This is a genomic window from Paraburkholderia sp. J7 (assembly GCF_905220155.1).
In the GTDB taxonomy this organism is placed as follows: Bacteria; Pseudomonadota; Gammaproteobacteria; order Burkholderiales; family Burkholderiaceae; genus Paraburkholderia.
Genome location: NZ_CAJMYZ010000018.1, coordinates 1 through 21,459, shown reverse-complemented (window position 1 = coordinate 21,459; position 21,459 = coordinate 1). Strand labels below are relative to the sequence as shown.

Annotated in this window: 15 protein-coding genes and 1 pseudogene; 5 read left to right on the top strand and 11 right to left on the bottom strand. The window is 58.7% G+C overall.

Annotated features, from left to right (window positions below; genetic code table 11):
* Window positions 1-158: 158 nt before the first annotated feature.
* The 4 genes from fabI to U5A58_RS26655 are packed head-to-tail and all read right to left on the bottom strand — an operon-like array spanning window position 159 to window position 5,479.
* Window positions 159-941, bottom strand: a complete 783-nt coding sequence (gene fabI / locus U5A58_RS26670) for an enoyl-ACP reductase FabI (protein WP_321963622.1) — start codon at window positions 939-941, stop codon at window positions 159-161.
* Between the two features lie 29 nt (window positions 942-970).
* Window positions 971-2,149, bottom strand: a complete 1,179-nt coding sequence (locus U5A58_RS26665; RefSeq protein WP_321963621.1) for an acetate/propionate family kinase — start codon at window positions 2,147-2,149, stop codon at window positions 971-973.
* A 4-nt stretch (window positions 2,150-2,153) separates the two neighbouring features.
* On the bottom strand, window positions 2,154-3,092 hold the full coding sequence (locus tag U5A58_RS26660; RefSeq protein WP_321963620.1) for a phosphate acetyltransferase: 939 nt from the start codon (window positions 3,090-3,092) through the stop codon (window positions 2,154-2,156).
* On the bottom strand, window positions 3,089-5,479 hold the full coding sequence (locus tag U5A58_RS26655) for a DUF3141 domain-containing protein (RefSeq protein ID WP_321963619.1): 2,391 nt from the start codon (window positions 5,477-5,479) through the stop codon (window positions 3,089-3,091). Before U5A58_RS26655 ends, U5A58_RS26660 begins: the two co-directional genes overlap by 4 nt.
* A 655-nt stretch (window positions 5,480-6,134) precedes the next feature.
* Between U5A58_RS26655 and U5A58_RS26650 the strand changes: the two genes are divergently transcribed.
* A complete protein-coding gene (locus U5A58_RS26650) occupies window positions 6,135-6,890 on the top strand; it encodes a M48 family metallopeptidase (protein ID WP_321963618.1) in 756 nt (251 codons plus the stop codon).
* A 1,166-nt stretch (window positions 6,891-8,056) separates the two neighbouring features.
* Here U5A58_RS26650 and U5A58_RS26645 read toward each other — a convergent pair.
* The 4 genes from U5A58_RS26645 to U5A58_RS26630 all read right to left on the bottom strand — a co-directional run bounded on the left by U5A58_RS26645 (window position 8,057) and on the right by U5A58_RS26630 (window position 13,181).
* Window positions 8,057-9,826 carry a sulfate permease gene (locus U5A58_RS26645; RefSeq protein WP_321963617.1) on the bottom strand — a complete coding sequence of 590 codons (1,770 nt, stop codon included), beginning with the start codon at window positions 9,824-9,826 and terminating at the stop codon, window positions 8,057-8,059.
* Window positions 9,827-10,193: 367 nt separating this feature from the next.
* A complete protein-coding gene (locus U5A58_RS26640; RefSeq protein WP_321963616.1) occupies window positions 10,194-10,826 on the bottom strand; it encodes a response regulator transcription factor in 633 nt (210 codons plus the stop codon).
* Between the two features lie 71 nt (window positions 10,827-10,897).
* Window positions 10,898-11,788 carry a DUF2950 domain-containing protein gene (locus U5A58_RS26635; protein WP_321963615.1) on the bottom strand — a complete coding sequence of 297 codons (891 nt, stop codon included), beginning with the start codon at window positions 11,786-11,788 and terminating at the stop codon, window positions 10,898-10,900.
* Window positions 11,789-11,834: 46 nt separating this feature from the next.
* Window positions 11,835-13,181, bottom strand: coding sequence for a DUF3300 domain-containing protein (locus U5A58_RS26630; protein WP_321963614.1), 1,347 nt, complete (start codon window positions 13,179-13,181; stop codon window positions 11,835-11,837).
* 419 nt (window positions 13,182-13,600) lie between these two features.
* On the opposite strand from U5A58_RS26630, the pseudogene U5A58_RS26625 reads away from it, so the two are divergent.
* Window positions 13,601-13,950 (top strand): annotated as a pseudogene (locus U5A58_RS26625) (tyrosine-type recombinase/integrase).
* Between the two features lie 168 nt (window positions 13,951-14,118).
* On the opposite strand, the gene U5A58_RS26620 reads toward U5A58_RS26625, so the two are convergent.
* Window positions 14,119-14,385: a hypothetical protein gene (locus U5A58_RS26620; RefSeq protein ID WP_321963613.1), complete on the bottom strand. Its 267-nt coding sequence runs from the start codon at window positions 14,383-14,385 to the stop codon at window positions 14,119-14,121.
* Between the two features lie 2,033 nt (window positions 14,386-16,418).
* Between U5A58_RS26620 and U5A58_RS26615 the strand changes: the two genes are divergently transcribed.
* Window positions 16,419-16,550: a hypothetical protein gene (locus U5A58_RS26615; protein ID WP_321963612.1), complete on the top strand. Its 132-nt coding sequence runs from the start codon at window positions 16,419-16,421 to the stop codon at window positions 16,548-16,550.
* A gap of 587 nt (window positions 16,551-17,137) precedes the next feature.
* Here the strand turns inward: U5A58_RS26615 and U5A58_RS26610 are convergent.
* Together U5A58_RS26610 and U5A58_RS26605 are read right to left on the bottom strand one after the other, a co-directional pair.
* On the bottom strand, window positions 17,138-17,548 hold the full coding sequence (locus tag U5A58_RS26610; RefSeq protein WP_321963611.1) for a hypothetical protein: 411 nt from the start codon (window positions 17,546-17,548) through the stop codon (window positions 17,138-17,140).
* A 61-nt stretch (window positions 17,549-17,609) separates the two neighbouring features.
* A complete protein-coding gene (locus U5A58_RS26605; protein ID WP_321963610.1) occupies window positions 17,610-19,157 on the bottom strand; it encodes an alkaline phosphatase family protein in 1,548 nt (515 codons plus the stop codon).
* Between the two features lie 1,319 nt (window positions 19,158-20,476).
* On the opposite strand from U5A58_RS26605, the gene U5A58_RS26600 reads away from it, so the two are divergent.
* On the top strand, window positions 20,477-21,013 hold the full coding sequence (locus U5A58_RS26600) for a hypothetical protein (protein WP_321963609.1): 537 nt from the start codon (window positions 20,477-20,479) through the stop codon (window positions 21,011-21,013).
* 260 nt (window positions 21,014-21,273) lie between these two features.
* The coding region (locus tag U5A58_RS26595) for a hypothetical protein (protein ID WP_321963608.1) at window positions 21,274-21,459 on the top strand (186 nt) is incomplete at its 3' end.

Here is a 21,459-nt window from a genome sequence, read left to right as displayed (position 1 = left end):
GTAAGCGCCATCGAAACTCGGGTGGGTCGACTGAAGGCTGTGGGTCGATCGGAACTGGCCAAGATAGGCACAGGTCAGCCTGAAGAACACCGGTAGCGGCGCTCATGGCGGCGGCTGCGCTATCGCCGCACCGGCAAAGTAGCGGGCCCGTCGTTCGGCTACGCCATGATGTGAACGCCGCCGTCTACGTATAGCGTCTCACCGGACAGTCGTCGTGCATAGGGCGTCGCGAGAAACGCACAGGTATAGCCGACGTCCATGATATCCACCAGTTCGCCAAGCGGTGCACGTTCCGCCGCTTGTGTCAGCAGCAGATCGAAGTCCTTCAAACCGGATGCGGCTCGGGTTTTCAGCGGTCCCGGTGAGATGGCATGCACACGAATCTGCTGCGGACCCAGCTCAAACGCGAGATAACGCGCGCATGCCTCCAGTGCCGCCTTGACCGGCCCCATTACGTTGTAGTTGGGCACCACCTTGTTCGCACCGTAGTAGCTCATCGCAAACATGCAGCCGCCGTTCTTCATCAGCGGCGCGGCGAGCCGGGCCATCCGCACGAATGAATGGCATGAAACGTCCATGGCTGCTGCAAATCCATCAGCGGAGCAGTTGAGCAGCCCGCCCTGCAAATCGCTCTTCGGCGCCCATGCAACGGAATGAACGAATATGTCGAGTTGGCCCCATTCATTCGCGATGCGCTCGAATACCGCCTCCAGCTCATTTTGTTGTGAAACGTTCAGCGGCATGAAAACGGGCGCCTCGAGATGTTTTGCCAGTGGCTCGACGTAAGACCTCGCCTTCTCGTCGGCATAAGTGATCGCGAGATCAGCGCCCAGTTCATGGAACGCCTGGGCGCAGCCGTAAGCGATCGAATGCTCGTTGGCGATACCCGTGACCAGCGCCTTTTTTCCCTTCAGGACCGGATGTTCAGTGCTCAGGCTCATCTGTCTCCTCCGTTCGCAATCGGGCAGATTCACGCAATGCCCGCCACCTCCCGCGTGTGGCGGGCGATCATCAGTTCTTCATTGGTCGGGACAACCCATACGGCGACCTTGCTCGATGCGGTGCTGATGCAGGGGCCGCCCGACGCGTTCGCGCCGCTGTCGATTTCCACTCCGCACCAGCGCGCCCGTTCGCAAGCCCGGCGCCGCATCTCAGGCGAGTGCTCGCCGATGCCCGCTGTAAAAACCAGTGCGTCGAGCCCCTGCAGCGCGGCGGCGAGCGACCCGAGCTCGCGTCCGATTCGATACGCGTACAACTCGATCGCGAAGGCCGCACGCGCGTCGTCACTGGCAAGCAGCGCGCGCATGTCGCCCGATATGCCCGATACGCCCAGCAGCCCAGAGCGGCGGTAGAGCAAGTCCTCGACACCCCGCGTATCCATTTTCAGCTCATCGAGCAGATAGAGGATCACGCCGGGATCGAGATTGCCGCTACGCGTGCCCATGGGCAATCCATCGAGCGCGGTGAAGCCCATCGTGCTCGCGACACTCCGGCCTGCGTCCATCGCACACATGCTGGCGCCATTGCCGAGGTGCGCAACGACGGTACGGCCCTTCGCTGCATCGGGAGCAACGTCGGGCAGCGTTCGTGCGATGTACTCATAGGAAAGGCCGTGGAAGCCATATCGCCGCACTCCTTTCTGCGTCAACGCGGCCGGCAGCGCAAACGTCGAAGCGAGTGGAGGCTGTGTAGCGTGAAATGCCGTGTCGAAACACGCGACCTGCGGCAAGTCCGGGTTGCGCCCGGCGATGACACGAATCGGTTTCAGGTTGTGCGGCTGATGCAGCGGAGCGAGCGGCGTGAGCTTGGCGAGTTCATCCAGCACACCTGGCGTGACGGCCACGGGTTTCGAGTACGCCTGCCCCCCATGAACCACACGATGCCCGACTGCAACGACCTGGTTGCCGTCACGATGGCTGCGCAGAAACTGGGCGATGTAGACGACCGCCTCTTCATGCTCGAGGCTCGCGCCCCAATCCTCCTCTCCGGTTTGATTGCCCTTCCCGTCGAATGCGGCGAAATGCGGCGCCGAAAGCAGGCCTTCCATCTGGCCGCGCATGATGAGCGCCAGGTTCTCCGACTGGGCATCGAATGCGCTGAACTTGATGCTCGAAGAACCGGCGTTGAGAACGAGTATGACGTCGGCCATGGCGTCACCCCTTTACCCGCGCATCTTCCCTTCGCTTCGCGGCCACGAGCGACGCCACGGCACACGAGGCAAGCCGCGTGACAACGGAATCGGCGCGGCTCGTCAGGATGACCGGCACCCTCGCGCCAAGCACGATGCCGGCTGCGTCCGCTCCAGCGAGGAAGGAAAGACTCTTGGCCAGCATGTTGCCCGCCTCGAGGTCGGGCACCAGCAGCACATTCGCGCGTCCCGCCACCGGTGAATCGATACCCTTGATCCGCGCGGCTTCGGGATCGATGGCATTGTCGAGCGCCAGTGGACCGTCGACCAGCGCGCCGGTTATCTGGCGGCGGTCGACCATCTTGCACAAGGCAGCAGCTTCGACTGTGGATGGCACCTTGGGATTGACCGTCTCCATCGCCGAAAGGATTGCCACCCGCACTTCGGGCAGCCGCAGCGCGTGCCCCAGATCGATCGCGTTCTGCAGAATGTCACCCTTCTCGGCGAGCGTGGGCGCGATGTTGATCGCGGCATCGGTGATGATCAGCGCGCTCTCGTGTCCTGGCACATCCATGACGAAGCAGTGGCTCACGCGGCGTTCCGTTCGCAGGCCGCCATCGCGGCTCACCACTGCGCCCATGAGTTCGTCCGTGTGCAGGCTGCCTTTCATCAGCGCTTCGGCGCGCCCTTCGCGCACCAGTGCGACCGCCCTCGCCGCCGCGGCATGACTGTGCGGTGCGTCCTCGATCGCGCAGCCGGCAATGTCCAGGTGCTCGCGCGCGGCGATCTCTTCGATGCGTTCGCGCGGCCCCACGAGTATCGGCGCGATCAGGCCGAGTTCCTTCGCCTGCAGCGCGCCTTCGAGAGCACTTCGATCGCAGGGATGCACGACCGCGGTGGCCAGCGGCGGTAAGGACCGGCAAACGGCGATCAGCGCCTCATACTTCTCGTGTTCGCGATTCACGATGCCTCCTTGAGTCCGGGTGCCAGGCGTGAGGGCGGTGCTTCCGAAACGTGATGCACCGACGCCGCTGACCGTGGCGCGGTTGCACGCTCCAACGGCAGGCAAGCGCGGATCGAATCGAGCATGCTGAGCTGGGTTGGGGTCGGCTCCGTTGCCTGAACGCGCCTGTCAGCGAGAAGCTTTTCAGCCAGTTCCAGCAGCTTCTCCCGGTCTTTCCGGTCTCTTAGCAGATTCGGGAGCGTGGCGAGTGCCTGATCCGGCTCGTAATGCACGATGATTTCCTGCTCACCGCGCACACGCCTCCATTGGTCACCTGGAAGCTGGGGCAGATAGGCGGCATAGTCCTTCGCGAGTTCATGCCGCAGGTTCAGCCGCGCCAACGGAAGCGGCTCTCCGTGACGAGCGAGCAGGCAAGCGGCGCGAGCCAGCGCTTCTGTGTAGCCGCCCTCGTTGATCGACGCCAACGCATCCCTCACGAAGGGCAGATCACGCCGATCTCCTGCTGCCTCAGCGGTTTTCGCTTGCGCCTGCTCACTTTGATCGGCGGAGAACAGATTCCCGTAGAGAGAAAAGAATGCGCCTTCCGTCATGGCGTCGCGCATCGCGCGATAGAAGTCGAGCGATGCACTGATCATTGCCGAGCCATAGTGCTCGAACTCCCTCAAGCTGGTGTCCTCGTGGGCTTGCGCATGCCGTTTCGCCCTGACCGCTTCCGCCGTTGGCCCAAGCCACGAAAGCCACGGGTTCATGTCCGAAAACATCCAGCGTTGCGCGCGCAGTGGATGAAACTGCCGCTGCAGGTTCGCTGTCGCGTCGTTCGACACGGCGCGTACCCAGGGTTGCAGGAATAGCTCATACGCCCGCTGATTCAGCTCCGATACGCGATTGACGGCCTCGAACGGCTGCTCGTCAATGCGCTCGAACCGGTTCAGGCGCGCGGCGATATCTTCGAGCCAATACTCCTGGAATGAGACGTCATACTCCGTCTTGCCGTCCTCGCCGGTGTGCTCGGCGATATGCATACCGTAGAGACCGGGCGGGAACGCCTCGATCGCTTCGAGCACGGATGCGATCTCACGGTGTTCCTTCTTCGCGACCTTGCCCGAAACAAAAATGCCGAGGTGGCCGATGCTCTGGTGCACGAGCCCGACAATCACCTGACCGCGCGCCTTGATCTCCTCCGTGCTTCCGTAGATGTCGGCGACCCAGTTGAATGCCTGCTGGGGCGGCGTGATGTTGTCGCCGAGCGACGCGAACAGGATGATCGGCGACTTGATTTGCCGTAGATCGAACGCCGCTCCATCGAGACCCCGAACCTCGCCCGACCACAGCTTGTTACCGACGAACAGGTTGCGCGTGATCCATTCGATCTCCTCACGGTTCATCAAGTAGTAGCCGCCCCACCAGCGCTCGAAATCAAGGAAGCGCGGCGGCTCCGTATCGATGTTGTCGAACAGGTGATAGTACTTGTCCCACAGGCTGTTGGCGGGGTTGAGGTTCTCGAAGTTCTGCACGAGATGCGCGCCGTCGAACTTACCGTTGCCGAGATCCGCAGTCAGCGACGCGAGCCAGGTGCCACCCAGCATCCCGCCGGAGTAGCGCATGGGATTGTCGCCCTCACCTTCGCTCCATGCGCCGCTCCAGTAAGACATCGGAGCGCCATTGATGACGAGCGGCCCCGTATGGTCCGGGTCGGAGCTTGCCAGCATCATCGCGGCCCAGCCGCCCTGGCAATTTCCGATGATTGCTGGTTTCGGGCTGTCTGGATGCAGTTCGCATACCTTTCTGATGAACTGTTCTTCGGCCGCGCAAACGTCGAGCAACGTCTGGCCAGGCTCAGGGTCACGAAAGAAGATGATGAAATACACAGGGTGGCCAGCTTTGAGCGCAACGCCCGCCTGCGAATCGTCCTTGAAGCCGCCTATGCCGGGACCGTGGCCCGCACGAGGGTCGATGATCACATAGGGACGCTTGCTAACGTCGATGACCACGCCATCGGGAGGTAGCAGACGCACGAGCGCATAGTTGACTGGCCGAGGCAGCTTCCGACCATCGACCACGAGTTCATGACCGAAATGCAGGACCGGTTGAAGACCCTCGCGCGCCCGATCGACGAAAGCATTTCCGCGCTGGCGCAAGGTGTCCCAGAAGAGGACGGAACGCTCGGCCACATCCACTGCGTAGCGGTAGCCGGCCCAGGGGTCCAACGCCGTTGTCCATGCAGGATTGCCAGGCGCCGGCGCACCAGTGCCTCCGATTCGCCCCGCCGCATCCGCTAGACGCTGATTGAATTGCGAGCGCGCGACTTCGGAACGCTTTGCGAAAAGCCGGGCAACCCTGCTGCCGACCTCCTGGCAACGTACGTACTTATGGGCTACGTCTGTCATGGCATCACCTAGTCATTAGCGAACGAACGGGAAAAGACACGCGCTCTACCTTAAAGGTACAGGCAGACACAGGCGTCTGCGAGGTGCGTGGAATGAGATGATCGGGGCGAGTCTCTCCTCAAACAGGCAAGCTATCTAAAGCAAATCTTCGGGAAGACAAGTCGTGATACCAAGCGACGACCCGAAAACGAGCACAGCCACCTCTTGACGACACAATGAAAGGAATACTTATGAATATTTTCGACAATGATTTCGTTTCAGCCGATGCCCACATGCACATGGATACGATCTCTTAAAACACTGGCAGATGCACGTGACAGATTCGTTACGGGGTATCCGGACGTCAACTTCGTAGCAGGTAGCGGCCGTTCGAGCATCGGCTGAGGTCGATAAGTCCTGGGTCCGGGCGGTCACTTGCCGGGGATACGCCGTCTAGCGCTAGCATTCACGTTTTGAAACAGAAAGCATTGTCATTCACAGGAATTGAAAAAAATGCGTGTGGGAACGACAACGACATACGGAGCAGTAAATTCTCTCGGTGTCCTCCCCTCCTGGTGTCCTCCCCACTATAGTTAAGTCGCGAGGTTAAAATCGTCGTTGCGGAAAAGTGCTTCCCTGTGAAGAAGGCTACGAGAACCGTCAAAGGACGTTCGACATGAAAACGACCTGCATTGCTCTCGCTGCCGCCGCGTGCGGCGTGCTCGCCGCTTGCTCGGGGATGAGCCTTGATCCCAATACCCTCGCGCAATCCGGCTCACAGGCATTTCAGGCCGCGTCGCTCAGCGATGCCGATGTGCGCACGCTGTCCGACAAGTCGTGCGCACAGTTCGACTCGGAAAACCAGATCGCGGCCGCCGACAGCCCGTACACGCAGCGCCTGAACAAAATCGCCGCGCAACTTGGCAATAACATTAACGGCGTGCCCGTCAACTACAAGGTCTACATCACGAAGGACGTCAACGCGTGGGCGATGGCGAACGGCTGTGTACGCGTCTATAGCGGTTTGATGGACATGATGACGGACGACGAAGTGCGCGGCGTTGTCGGCCATGAGATGGGGCACGTAGCGCTCGGCCACACGAAGAAAGCGATGCAGGTCGCGTATTCGACGTCGGCGCTGCGCTCGGTGGCGACGTCGGCGGGCGGCATGACAGGCGCGATTTCTGCGTCGCAAATCGGCGACTTCTCCGAGAAACTGATCAACGCACAGTTCTCGCAATCGCAGGAAATGGCTGCGGACGACTATTCGTTCGATATCCAGAAGAAAAAGGGCTTGGATCCGTCCGGTCTCGTCACCGCGTTCAACAAACTCGCGAAATTTGACGGCGGCAAGTCGAGCATTCTGAGTTCGCACCCGGCGTCGGCGGCGCGCGCGCAACACATCCAGGAGCGGCTCGCGTCGAATAAGTAGTGCGGCGGAAGGTGATCAGAACGCGCGCGCTGGATTCAAAGCGAGCGAGGGTTTTTTCATTGCGGTTGTCGAAGACCGCCGACATGACAGTCCGGATGTCCGCTGTACAGATGGAAGCTGCCGTCACGCTAGCGCCGCGCAACGGGTTGCCCTCGGCCAACTGCATCAGGCGCTAGTGGGCCAGGTCCGGACGGTCGCCCTCACGGTCAGGCGGACATCTAAACGGCAGTTCAGCTGCACATAACAGACCTTCGTGCATGGAGCATAGCCGGAAGGTTGCCAGACATTCTGGCCACTACTGCGCCCTGTCCGCCGAACTCTATGATTCAGGTACAGGCACCTGGTCTCCAGGCCGGCAGCCTGAGCGAGGCCCGCAACTCATATTCCGCTGCACAACTCGCCGACTGCCGGGTGCTCGCAGTCGGGGGATTCGATGGCACACACGCGCTCGCAACCGCTGAAGTTTGCGATCCGGCGCCGGGTACGTGGTCAATGACAGGCAAAGTGGATTTGGACATGGATTCTTGTCCTACACCGGATCGGTTCTTTAGCCTGGGGACGTCGGGGTCCGCTTACGGAACTGGCCGCAGTGTATCGACTATGCCCATGCAAGGGTTCGAACCGTCAGCCTCTTCGATGATCAGCTGATGAGTATTCAATACACATGGTAGACCGCGTGTTTCCGCTACGGTCCGGGCTAGCGACGCGCCCAAGTTCAAATTGCGCACTATATTGATCTGGCGCTGTCGCGATATCCCGGCCGCGCCACTCGAAACCGGCCACGCCATGCGCATCGAAGACGTCGACCCAGTTCATTTCCGGCCGTTTGGAGCCGGGCCAGGGCTACTCGGCATCCGCGGCTTCGGTTGCGCCCTGGTTGTGGCCACTGCATGGCTTGCAGGCGAATGGCCGTTTGGCCCGTGGAAGCGGTCCTTGCAGTCGCAACTGCCCGAGCGGCTGGATCGGGTCGTCTACGGAAGCTCAAGGTCACGGTAACTCCGAAACTTGAATCGTCAACCATCCTGTTTCCTGGTTCGGCCACTTCCGGCCGTTCATCAACACTGAGGCTTAGCCATTCAAAGGTCTCTCCGGCCCAACGAGCAGTCGCTCAACCAGTTATCCAGGTGATGCATGCTTCAGATCGGGCTTGATCCGCCGCACCCGAATCAAGTCATTTTTTTCGCCACCGGGTCCGCCACCGCGATCTTGACGTCGAGTCCGTGCATAAACGTCCCGATCAGGTCATCCACCGAAACGCAGCGGCCGATATCGCCAACCTGCTGCTCCAGTCCTTCCGCACGAAGCATATCGCGCACGCTGCCATGAGCGGCAACGATCCGCAGGATCCCTCCCGCTTCGGAGAGGTCAGCATGCAGGGTAGCCAGCATCCGCGCTCCGGCGATATCAACCGCCGGAGAATTGGACAGATCGACTATCACCAGCTTGACCGCGCACGTTGCCGCCCGGATTGTCTCCCGTACCGTTGCCCGCACATGGTCCGTGTTGAAGTAGACCAGCGAAGCCTCGACTCGGAACATGAGCACGCCAGGTATCGGCTCATTGTCGGGATGACGCTCGATGTCCGAATATTGATGCGTTCCTGGAATGCGTCCGAGCACCGCCACGTGCGGATGCGCGGCGCGGTGGATGAGCAATAGCATCGACGCAAGGACCGCGAAGATCACCCCTTTGAGAATGCCCAGCAGCAGTACGGCAATGAAGGCGACCATCGACACCATGAACTCGTAACGGCTGGCGTGCCAAACGTGGCGCAACTCGCGAATGTCAATGAGGCCCTTGACCGCCACCAGCACGATGGCCGCCAGCACGACGTTGGGCAGGTTGGTCAGCAGACCCGTGAGGAACATCAGGCACAGGCCGATAGCAAATGACGCGAACACTAGCGCCAGCGGGGTCTTCGCGCCGGCCTTGTCGTTCACGGAAGACTGCGACAAACCACCCGCCACCGGGTACCCATGAAAGACGCCCACGGCGAGATTCGCCGCGCCGAGCGCTAATAGCTCCTGACGCGGGTCGATTTCATATCCGTGCTTCTGCGCGATAGCGCGTGCCGCCGATACGCTCTCCACGTACGACAACAGCAGACACGCGAACGCCAGCGGAACGATGCCATCGACGTCACGGACCCTGAGCGGCGGGAAATGAAAACCGGGCAATCCGCGCGGCAAATTTCCGACGACCGTGAACCCCATGCCGCCCAGTGGCGTCACCGACAGCAGCACGATGGAGAGCGCCACTACGAACAAGGCGACCGGGCGCCCCGGCAAGTATTTTTCGCCGAGCAGCAGCAGGACCAGCGCGCCAAGCCCGAACGCAAGCACGACAAGATGGGTGCCAGGAAGCTGCCCAACCAGGATCGCGACACGCTCATAGAACTGCTCACCGCCCCCTTTCACACCAAACAGCTTTGGCAATTGAGTCAGTGCGATCGTCAGCGCGGCTCCGGCCTTGAAGCCTAGCAGTATCGTTTCGCTGATGAAATTGACGAGCGAACTGAGCCGCAGGATCCACCCCAGCAGGCACATGGCGGCGATCAGTACCGCCGTCAATGCGGCAATGGACGCGAACCGTTCGGCATCGCCGCCGGCCATGTCCACGACCGTCACGCCGACGAGCATCGAGATTGCCGAAGTGGGTCCAATCGCCAGCTGGCGCGACGAACCGAACAGCGCGTAGAAGATTCCCCCCACCAGATAGCCGTATATGCCGTATTGAGCCGGCAATCCAGCGAGCGTCGCGTAGGCTAGTGAAACTGGAATTCCATAGGCAGCAAGCGTCACCCCGGCCACGAGATCGGAAGAAAGCCACCGCAGTCTGTAGTTCGTCAACCATTGAGCCGGCACCAATATCGCACGCCAGCCTCTGGCGGTCGCCGCCCCGCTGGCGCTGACGGCAGGAACATGCTCTTCAACCATTGCACCCTCCCTCCCGACGATTGGTCCGAATTCGCCTGTCCGGGATCCGCAACTCAAGTCAAACTACGACCGGCCATGAAGCGTCGGGCCTCTATCAAGAACAGATGATCCAGATTTCCGACTCGTCATGGCTACCACGGCCGGGATGTGGAGCGCGTCGCGAGAAATTCGACTTGTTTGGGACTAGCAGTCAGCTCATTGGCATGCGCCAGTCTGAAAGGCTGTTCACAGTTGGCTACGGCCGACCACGGTGGACGTTGGTCGGCCATGAAGCAACGCTCGCACAATTTGACCGGATGGCCGTCGATCGTCCAGGTCCCGGCACTATCCACGCACCGAACAGTGGGTGCTGAGACCGGGTACTTATCTACTGACGGTCGCCCGCCTGTGGCACGTCAATGTCCAGCTGCATCAAGCATCGCACGAGTTCCGGCACCGACCTGGCATGCATTTTTTGCATCATCCGTCCTCGATAGATCTTGATAGTACGCTCAGCAATGCCGAGCGTATTGGCGATCTGCTTGTTCAACAGTCCGTCCGCGACGAGCGTCATAACCTCTTGTTCTCGCCTGGTCAGCTGCGCTACGCGCAAGTGAATTTCGGAGCTTCGTGTGTGTTGTGCGAATACCTTTATGCCATGCTTGAGAGCACGCGCAACGGCAGAGAGAAGCAGTTGTTCATCGACAGGTTTCTCGAGAAAATCGAGCGCACCCGCCCTCATCGCTTCAACGGCGGTGCTCATATCACCGTGCGCTGACACGAACACGATGGATGCGATAGCACCCAGGGCGCGCTGTAGATCGAGACCACTTGCGTCCGGCAACGCCAGATCCAGCAAAATGCACGTCGGGTGTCTCATCAAGGCAGGATGAGCCAGGAGTTCACCGGCACTCCCGACGGTCTCAACCAGATGGCCAGCGGTTCGAAGCAGCCGCGCAATGGCTTGACGCACGTGCTCATCGTCATCGACAACAAATACCACAGGTGAAACTTCGCTCATTGTTCCGCTTCCTTCACTGCTTCATGAGCCGCTCGATGGAAACTGAACGATCCGCACCGCATGCGAACGGATTACTCGCTATCGCGATCAGGCACCTTGCTCCAGCCCTGCCCCGGGTCAAACGTCTTCGTCGACTGCGCTTTCGTGGTGCTGTCCGGCCCGAGGTCACGCTCGTAGACCTGACCGGAATGGCTCACCATGAACGTCTTGATGCCCGTCTCACCGTACTTCACCGGCCAGGCGATGACAGCAAAGCCCCCGAACAGCTTGCCCTTCACGACGTAGTCATAGGCGCCACCGGGCGCGTTCGGCCCCTGTGACTCCAGCAACTTGAAGTGGTATCCGTAGTAGCCGGCGCTCTGGGCGTTCCGCGAACTCGCATCGACAAAGGCCGCGCCGAGCGGACTTGCCGTCTCGTCCGGCCCGGTCGGCCAATACAGGCCGTCTTGTTTGCCGGGCGAACTTACCAGCTTCGAGGCGTAGGCGAGCACCCCTTTCCCGTCGTGATTGGTCTGCGCGTATTCGCGCTGCGCGTCGAAGATCGCCATCATCGTCTGGATCACGGCCAGTTCGTTGCGGCCGATGCGCCGCAAGCGTATCTCTTGCGCGCCGGCCCGCGTATCGAAGTGCCACCCCTGGTCGCCTTTGACGAGCGGAACCGGAAAGGTCCAACCCTGGTCGCCCACGACGATTTGCGCATGCCCGGCTTCGCCGGGCTCGATGCTGTGTGACTTCGCCCACTCGGCAATGAAGGTATCCCGCACCGGCGCGCCGAAGGGAGGAATCAGCTCACGAAAGTCATTGCCGAAGATCGTGCGCAGCACGTCTTCCCGGTCCTTGACGACGGCGTCGCCAAAGGCATTCATCGCGGCCTCTGGTGAACTGAAGTTCTTCTGCGCGTGCGCGGGTACCATCGCGACCGACAGCGCAACGGCTGCCGCGAAATTCGTGCAGGTCAGCATCAGCAGTCTTTTCACATCCTGTGGATGAACTTTCATGGTTCACTCCCTAGCGCCTGCCACCGCGTCCACCGCCGCCTCGCATGCCACCTCCCGAAGGCCGGTTGAAGCCCGAGCCCTGCATGCTTCGGTTGCCCCTGTCGAAGTTGCGCTGCGAGGCAGTGCCGCTCCCCCCGACGCCAGAAAACGCGCCATCACGCCCAGCGCCGTATCCGCCACCATTCCCACCGCCGTAGCTCGCGCGATTGCCGCTATTGACCCGGTTCACATTGCCGGGAGAACTGCGATCGGCCACGTTGCCCCGGTTCGCGCCGCCGGACCGGTCCGCAGCACGATTGCCCGCGCCCGGCCGGTCGGCCGTGGCCACGCGGTTGCCTGCATCAGCACCGCGCCCACGATACTGGGACCGCCCGTCGGCCCCTCTCGACCCGGCGAACTTGTCACGCGTGGCGTTATCCCGGTAGGCGACGCCCTGACGATGGCCTGCATCGTGCTGCCAGCGGCCACCACGCTCGCCGTTCTTGCGCTTTGAACTGTCGAAGTTGCGGTCAACGTTCCGGGCCCGGTCGGAGTTGATGTTGACGTCGCCTCCACCCCAGCACGAGTTACAGTCGGCGAAGATCGCGCCGGCGGCAATAAGGCCCACGCCAAAGGCGAGGCCCGCGCCTGGGTAGTAACCGGGGTAGTAGGCCGGATATGGCGGCCAGTAGTACGGCGGATACGCCGGGTAGCCCCAGCCGCCATACACGACAGCCGGGTCGTAGGCCGGCACATAGATCACCTGCGGGTTAGCGGGCTCGATCTTCACGATGGTCTGCCCGCCGCCAGCAGGTGCCGGTTCGACCATTACGTTTTGCTGTTCGTTCGACTTGAGGTTGCCCGACTCCCGCGCCCGTGCCCGCAAGCGCTGCACGGCATCGAAGACGTCTTTTTGCTGCGCAAGAAAAGCGTCGCCGAGCTTCTGGGTCCAGTCGATCTTGTCATTCATCGGCTCGAGTATCTGCGGGAACGCCACCAGCGATTTCACACTCGTATCCCACGGCTCGTTCTGCACCGCCTTCACGGCGGCGTCGCCTTTCACATTCGGATTTGCTTTCACCCAACGCGCCGCGTGCACGATCTCCAGCGGATAGGTCGACGCCATCAATACCTGGGCCAGTAACGAGTCCGGGTAAAGCGCAATCGGCGCAAGCAGGGCATCGATCTCCTCTGGCTCGAAAGGCGCTGGGCCCAATGACTCAGGGGACGATGGCGCGGGAGCCGAGGACGCGGCAGCTGTTGGCGCAGCGCCCGATGGCGGCACCTCCGGCCCGTGCGTTGCACACGCCGAAATGGCCGCCAGCAGGACCAGCCATAAGCATAAGGCCCTCGCCCAACCGGCTTTCCAGCTGTTCATGGCCACTCCTTCCGACGGTTGTTTGTTGACGCCGACAAAGGACCTTTCCTGACGTTCAGAGAACCGTCCGGTGCTTGCGTGGTTCTCTGCCCGGATGGCTTAGGCATCGACAGGAACATAAGACAAACGAAAGCGACAACTTGGCGCCACAACACAACCTGGTCGAATTTCGCGAAGTCATGTTTAGTGAGGTCGAAACAGATCGCCCGTCCGCGACCAGGGTCCGGACGCGTGAACCGTCCCTATACGATAAAACACCTGAACTTCAGGCCGGTCAATGAGACCTTGGTCCAACACGTCAAGGACGAGGATGGCGCTTTGAATTAGTAAGCACTTTCCCGATCTCGTGGCATGCGGTCGTCCAGCGACCACTGGCAGTCGCGCACGCTGGATATCCCTTCAACTCGAAGGAGATCGTCATGGAAACTCAGCATCGCTCCACTGGCGCCCGCGTACCGTGGAACAAGGGCAAACCGACTGGACAAAAGCCGCCGTTGAAGCTCCCGGAAATCCGGGCAATCCGTACCAGGCTCCAGATGTCTTCAAACGTCCACGAGCTGGCTATGTTCAACCTCGCGATCGATAGCAAACTACCGCGTACGGCACGCACACCATGCGTCGCACAAAGGCTTCATTGATTTACCGCCGAACGAAGAACCTCCGCGCGGTACAGTTGCTGCTCGGCCATACCAAGCTTGAGAGCACGGTTCGCTACCTCGGCATTGAGGTGGATGACGCTCTCGCAATGGCGGAACAAACCGAAGTTTGAAGGTGAGACTGGCCGGCGAACGACCGCTCGCCGGCCAGTTTCAGCCTTTCGTCGGGGCATTTAAACGGATAGTCAGAGGTTAGTTCCTCACGTGCCAGCGGACGTTCGAGGTCGCGCGGCGCGCACTCGCTCTCGCAATATGGTGATAAGCGCCGCGTCCGTCCGTAGTCAGAGATCGGCGGTCGAAAACGTGACCCGTTCGCCAGTGCCTGGCAACACTTTCTTCTCCACAGCCTGCAAAAGACGGCGCTGACCAAGTTTGAAGGCGAGCATCAATTCTTTCGGGTTTTCGTTCGCCGCGCCGAGCTTTGTACAGACCGTTACAGCAGGGAGCGCAAAGGCACAGTAACCCCAACCGAAGCCATAGGCCGAAAACAATAGGGTTGCATCGGCGGACAGCAGGGGCGCCGTCAGGTTCGTGCGGGACTGGTTCATAGCTGTGACTTCCTGACCTATAGGAGTGAATTCTGATTTTTGCAGAGCGACCTACTCGACTTGGCTCGCCGGACGAGATCGGTTAGGAGCCACTTCGCGACTACTTCCGGGCGGTCCATGCCAAACGAAGCAACCTTGATCTCCCCTCCGTAGGTGACGATGACCGACCCTGTCATCACCCGATACGTGCCGCTGTGCCTAACGCCGTCAATAAGGACTTCGAGGGGATTCAGAGATTCGTAAGCTGGGGAACTCATGCCTCTTGCCCATTGGCTACGTGTCACCACATCAAACCCGCTCTAACATGCGCCGGTTCAATCGCGAGGATTCCGCGAGCCCGCCAGGAATGACTTCGTGAAACATCGGTTTCGCTATCAAGGTTGATTTGCATCATTGACAAGTTGATAAATCAACTATACGGAATGTGAAAGCAATTTGTATGCGTCAAGACGTCGCCAATGCCCGTTTAATTCACACCGTCCAGCAGTTCGACAAACTATGGCGAATAGAGTGAGGTGCTTTCGAAATGGCTGACAAGGAGCACGCAATCTCGGGGGGATTCAGCGGGCTGTTGCACTACTACGGGAAGCAGCCATCGATGTCCGGACAACCTGAGCGGGCGATGTGGGTCGCCATGCGCCATCCGCTCGATCGGGCACGCCGTGACAACAGGGCGACCCTGTCCGTTCGGATAGGTGCGCGCCTCCACGCCGCGCGCTACAGTGGTCTGGAGGGTATTCCCGTATCCCTCGGTCTCCAAAGGAATTGCGCCCGCCTTGTGCGGGCTTTTTTTCTCTCCGCAACGAAGGTCGTTTCACTCACGCTCTCGTGGCGGCAATCGCATTCGCTCGATCTCTCTCCATACCGACCGCGGACCTGGTTTGCATGTTCGCGAGCCATATATTTTGAAACCTTCGCTCAGTGCACTCGGGGCGAAATAGCGGATAATTCGATCATACCGCCCCTCCGATGTCTGGAGTTGCGCTCACCTGGATCGCCATCCAATCCGCATAGATCTCGATCAAGCCCCGCTGACGAGCGTTATCACGGTCCCGTCACAATGAGCTGCAGTTCGCGCACAGCGTTTGCTCAGGATTCCCGTTCAATTACCACTCACCACCGTCAGCCTTCGGGAAACGCATTTTTTTCGCGAAATTGCCTATACTCTATCCGACGATTGGACGGCGCATCCTCGCCCAATCTATTCTGCGCCAGATGCGGTTCCATTTAATTCCGCTCTCTCCTTAGAGAGCGCGCAATTTACGAAGGATATCGTTATGTCATGGGTCTCGTTAATGGTTCAGAGCGCGTCTTCGGACAGTGGTAGCACGACCTGGTCAGGCTTCGGGGGCCATGCGCTGATTGCGGTCTATCAGGGCGATGGGGACGATGGCATTTACGAAGTTTTTCACCTCGTCGGTGCAAGAGGATCGTCCTCTGGCGGAAGTGGCCACGCCTTTTACAACTCCTATACGTCGATCGAACGCTACAGATGCCAGACCGACGGAACTGCAAGATCGTGTGGCGGTCGATCCGGTAGATCCAGCTCCGCAGAATCTTCGTTTCCCGAAGTATTAGAGGGACACGACTACACCATGTGGTACGACACACCCGCTAACAAAAGGCTCAACATTAGAGAAACACCACGATTTCAGATATCAAGTGAGACTGCTGGAAAAATCATTGAAAAGTGCATGGCGCTTTGTGACACGGCAGATGTCAGCAAATCGGTCGGCACGTTCTCGTTGATTGGGGGGCAAATAAATTTGGGAACGAATTGCATAACGTGGGCGTACGGCATCCTGAAAAGCGTAGGCGTCACATTCGACTGGAAGCTATACGCAATGTCGTTCGTATCACCTCGAAAGGCCGTGGAAAGCGGCGGAGGCCTTCAGATGGCCTGATTGGAATCAGCCGCTGTTGCAGCTCGCAATTTCCGGGAGCGGACGAAATCAGGGGAGTCAAACGCATCGCCTACACTGGACGTTGACCTGTTGGGGAGACGGCCATGGAGTTGCGTTGGAAAGTCTACCTTGAGTGACAAGGAGCGGGAGAAAGGGACACTGTTTGCGCTGTTCGGCGGCCGCTGGATCGCGAAACGGTTGCAGATTTTGGCCTATCGCTGGCGGAAGGCCGTCAATCTCTGGCGGCCCTGCAACGGCTGATAGTACAAGATCAGATTTACGCCTACGACGCACTCCACCGAACCTGCAGGCACTGCGGCGGGTACCGGCGGATCAAGGATTGACGTACCCGAACTTATGCGACTGCTCTCGGCAAAGTCGCAGTAAAAGGCACAACGGCAGTTTCATGCTTGTGTACTCCCGAGCCATTTGACGACAACGACAACTCCGCTGATCCAAGATTCTCCGAATGTTCAGCTCACCCCTTCTTCCTGCGCGCCGCACGGCCGAAGTCACGTATCTGTGCGCCAAACACGGAGCTTTCGTCTCTTATCGTGAGGCGGCCCGTAACGTCGCTGATCTAACCGGCCTTCCGACTTTGTCTCACACCACAGTCCGAAAAGATACCGTTGAGTATGGCTAATAGTTCGAGAACGAGCAGTTCCGGATTGGATGGCTAGCCGGAGGACGCAAGTGCCACGGGGCGAGCCACCTCCGGGTCGCGATCGACGGAACTGTGCTAACCGCAGTGCCGCTGGAAGAAGTGCGAAAATTCGAAGTGATCTCTGGTCACGTCGAACGAGATGGAAAAGTCACGACACGATTTCTGTCTGCGGCCTGGTCCGCCTTCAGCGAATCTGGCCCCGCGCCACCGACACATACTGTCCGGCCTTGCCATCCCAAACCAGATAGCGTACTTGATAAGCCGACGTCACTGGCGTGCTGGTCTTGTAGCTATTGCCGCGGGTAGCCCACTGCCAATTGTCGCCGCCGATATACTCGGAGTCCGGCGCCGTGTCATTCGGATACAGACCCTCCCAATCATCCGAGCCGGTGATGGAAGCGCTCCAGCGGAACTCGTAAAAGCCGCCGTTATCTTCCATCCAAACTTGATACTGCGTGGCCTCGACTTGCTTGTTCTCACTCGACAAATGGGGATTGGTACGCAGCAGGTCCGCTTTCACAGTGGGATTTTCAGCTTGAACAAGATCTCGACTCGTGATCAGTTCCTTTTGTGAGCGTAAAAAACGAAGTGCCAACCTTCACCATGGTCGGCACCCATCGTCTTACGCAATGCGCATAGAGCCGAGCGTCGTGGGATCAGCGTTGATTCCCAAGCGCTGCATCAAACTGAGCGGGATCTTCCCGATAGCGGGCGACGGCGGCATTCAGCGTGTCGGCGCTATGGTGCTGCGCCAGTAGCACTCGGCTGGCGACCACGGGGATGCCCTCCAGCAGTTCCAGCAAATTCGCCCGCGACCCTGCCGGATGGCTTCCGTCGGGCACGGCGGACATCGCCGACAGCGGGGGACCGACAAAATTAATGGCGCCATCGTTGACCACATGGTCGACAAACACGCCCTCAAAGGTGGGCGCCTGCGGCATGCGCTTGCCAAGGTTCACCGTGGACAAGTCAATGCCGGCCCACAGCAGCAAGGTCTTGACGAAGGACGTGTGATCAAAAGGATAGTGGCTCGTTTCGGGCGGTCGGAACACCGACCTGGTCGGTACGTAAGGCGAAATCAGGATCGTCGGCACGCGCGCTCCAAACAGGTCGAAATCGAAGAAATTCTCGCCGTGAAGTCCGTCCGGGTTGATCGCGCCCCAGGGCGGCGCAACATGGTCGTAGGTGCCCCCATGCTCGTCGAAGGAAACAATCAGCAGCGTGTCATGCCAATCCGGGCTGTTGCGCACAGCCTCGTAGACTCGTTGAAGAAACTGTTCCCCGCCATTCGACGGCGCGCTGGGCGGATGATAATCCGAACCTTGGTCGAAGGGAAAAACCGATGTCCATTTCGGCTCCAGATAGCTAAATTGGGGCAGCGTACCTGTCTTGGCATGACCGAAGAACTGCGCAAGCGGCGCCACCTCGTTGTCCTGCTGCGCAGCTTGTATTTGCGGAAAGGTATAGGCGGTATAGCACTGATTGCCGTGCCATTCGCGCTCATAGTAAATGCCCCAGCTCTTTTTCGCATGCGTCAGATAATTGAAGATGGTCGGTATATTGAACTGCTCTACCGCATGGATGTTTTGATTGCTGGAGCGCCCGATTGACGTCCCGCATATTGAATAGGCTCGGTTTGGATTGGTGTTCGATGGAACGGACGCGAACCAGCAATCGCTGACGGCAAATTGCTTGGCCAGATGATTGATCACCGGCAATTGCTGCGGCGTGTAAGTCCAGAGAATATCGTGTCCTTTCCACACCGTTTGCAGGGGATAGTAATAGTCATTGAAAAAACCTAACATGGGCGGCGACCCGGACTCGCTGGTCGGCATACGGTCTATGGTCTGCACCCCACCAAAGAACTGGTTCATGACGCCCTTCCACGGATTGTTTGGTGGCCGCGGATCGTCATCAAATGGATGCAGCATCGATTCAAAAGGATCGGCCCATGGAATGGCCTGATAATTCTTCCAGACGTCGTCGCTTATCGGCTGGACGAATATCTTCTCGCCATTGCCATCGAGATTGAAAAATGTCTGCGGGCGCAGGCCATTGAATTTCGGACTGCTCTTGTGCGGGAAGACGACGGCGGGCTGCTCGTCGCCCGCATACAGCCAACCAAGCAGATTGTCGAGGGAACGGTTTTCAAGCATCAGATAGACAATTTTCTTGATTTGCGGCAGAAGCGGCTGCTGAGACATAGCGTTCTCCTGTGTGGGGATTCGCTTCGCTTGGGGGGCGTCGACCCTCCAAAGAGGCGGCAGCAATGTGCTACCTCATTCCCCAGAATGCCCGCAGCATCACCGTTACCGAATCAAGCGCAATCGATCTGACTATTTCACAGTCTATATTATATTCGCATTACTAATCATATTTTCATGAGTAAGGTGCCGTCACCGACTGCCTTCAATACCCGTCACGTTGCACGCAATGCAACAGAAGTGTGTCAGCACCAAGGCGGGACTGCTCCCACATTTTCCTGATCATGTATTGACGCTGCAGCGCAAATTCACAATGAAAAATAGCCGATGTGCAGACAATTACAAGTAAATATTGCCGCGGCAAACGAAGGAAATCTGTCTCCGTCGCACCACGAAATGTGTGGGAGAAACACCACATCCACGTGTTAACTATCTTGCGTATTCCGCAGTCTGGAACGGCCGGACCGTCACGATCGGCCCACGATTTCAGGTACCGCTGGATGCAAAGGGTCCGCGGCCGATAGTAATCATTCATGCATGGAACGTCGGGCGTCAGCTATCGCGGCGTCTACTACGCGGCAGCGCTCAATCGCACCAATCTCGTCACATCCTGAGATTGACCTATGGAGTGGACGCGGTCTGCCAGGTGGGGCTTCCAACGACAACTTACCTCCGATTCGCCGGGGCTTGCCAGCTGCTTTTTTCGCCAAGACGCGCCGCGCTCACGCTCCAAGGTCGATGACCTGCCGCTTCATGGGCGCGACCGGTCGTTTTTAACTTAGTAGCCGCCGTTGATATCTCACAGGATCGACGGTCCGCTCCGGGTCCATCAAAAGACATCCGATATGCATAATCGAATGACCGTAGCTCGGCGCGGATTTGACGTTGAACCTGCGCGGGGAACACGAGAAGTCTGATTCCCACAACCACATTTCTTCAATTGAGCGCCCCTTCATCCCCAGTGGGTTGTTTGCACCCTGCGGCCAATCGCGCTCAAGAAATTAAAAGCCCGTCTGTTATACAGGTAACACAACAAAAAGGAAAATTCACTGGAAAATTCGGTGTTTATTTTTATACTTCACATCAATTCCCCCACCTCCATTCAGTCAATTAAAAAGAAATGCCAGCATAGTTTTCAAACAACAGGAAAGCGACTTATGAATGGGAGATTGATGTATAGAGGTGAAAAAATGACCGAAAGCTAGGGAGACAGGCACCGAGGTTGGGGCGAATAACTGCGCCCCGAAACAAAGTCGGGATTAAATTCAGCTCGCTCTTTTAAATAGCCAAACCGAAACACCTTCGATAAAGGACAAGATATGTCTCAAGACAATTCGCAGAATTTTCCGGTCCCAAGCCCGGATAATGCCCCTGCTGGGCCAACCGGAACCCAGCGCCAGCTCGCTGCAGAAGAATCAGCTTTGATAAGCCGCAGTTCCAGAGAATGGTTTTATCTCGAGGTGACCTATACCGATGGAGGTAAGACTGCCAAAGGATATTTATCTCAATATACGGGCGGAGCAATGTATTGGGATAGTTACGTCATAATCACGGATACGCCGCAAACGAAATTCAGAAGCGTCGAATCCGGAGCATGGGAAAGCGATGCGAGTCAGGTGACATATAAAAATCCACCATTTTACCTATGCGTAACAGCCGGGCCTAGATATTGGGTTTACCTATCCAATTATTATATTGATGTAAAATGGTGGCTCGCGGAAGGCAAACTATACAACAGCTATGCGGGCGGCCCTGCTGGTTGTGTACCCCAAGATCCGCCATTCTACAGTCGGCAACTCTGGGCCTGCTTTAACTCAGACAATCCTCTGGTCGATTGCAAGGCGATTCCTGCATGACGAGAGCGGCAGCAAACCGGGAGCCCAGGAAATTCGCAAGGTGAATTCGGCGCACAAGCGACAATCCGCCGCACTGGAAGGGGCAAAAAGCGAAAACTAAGCAACTCCGGAGTGCTCTCCCAACGCGGCTGCTCAACAACGCCACTAACGCGGGCAATAAAAAGCGGCGCGCCGCTTTTTATTGCCGGTTATTGCAAAGGTTTCTGACCGTGAACTGAACCCCAAGAGTTGGACATAGATCCGACCCTTGGGGTCTTTTCATGGCGAAGCAAGACGAGAAGTTCAAGCTCAAAGTAGAAAGGCGCTACTCGGCAGGAGGTATCGGAATCGGTTTTCGCTACGTCGTTTCGCGAACGGCAGACTCGCGCTTTCATTTCAACGCCAGCCCAAACGCCAGAACCCCGGCTCTCTTTCGGAGACACCGGGGTTCTGGACATTACAGCATA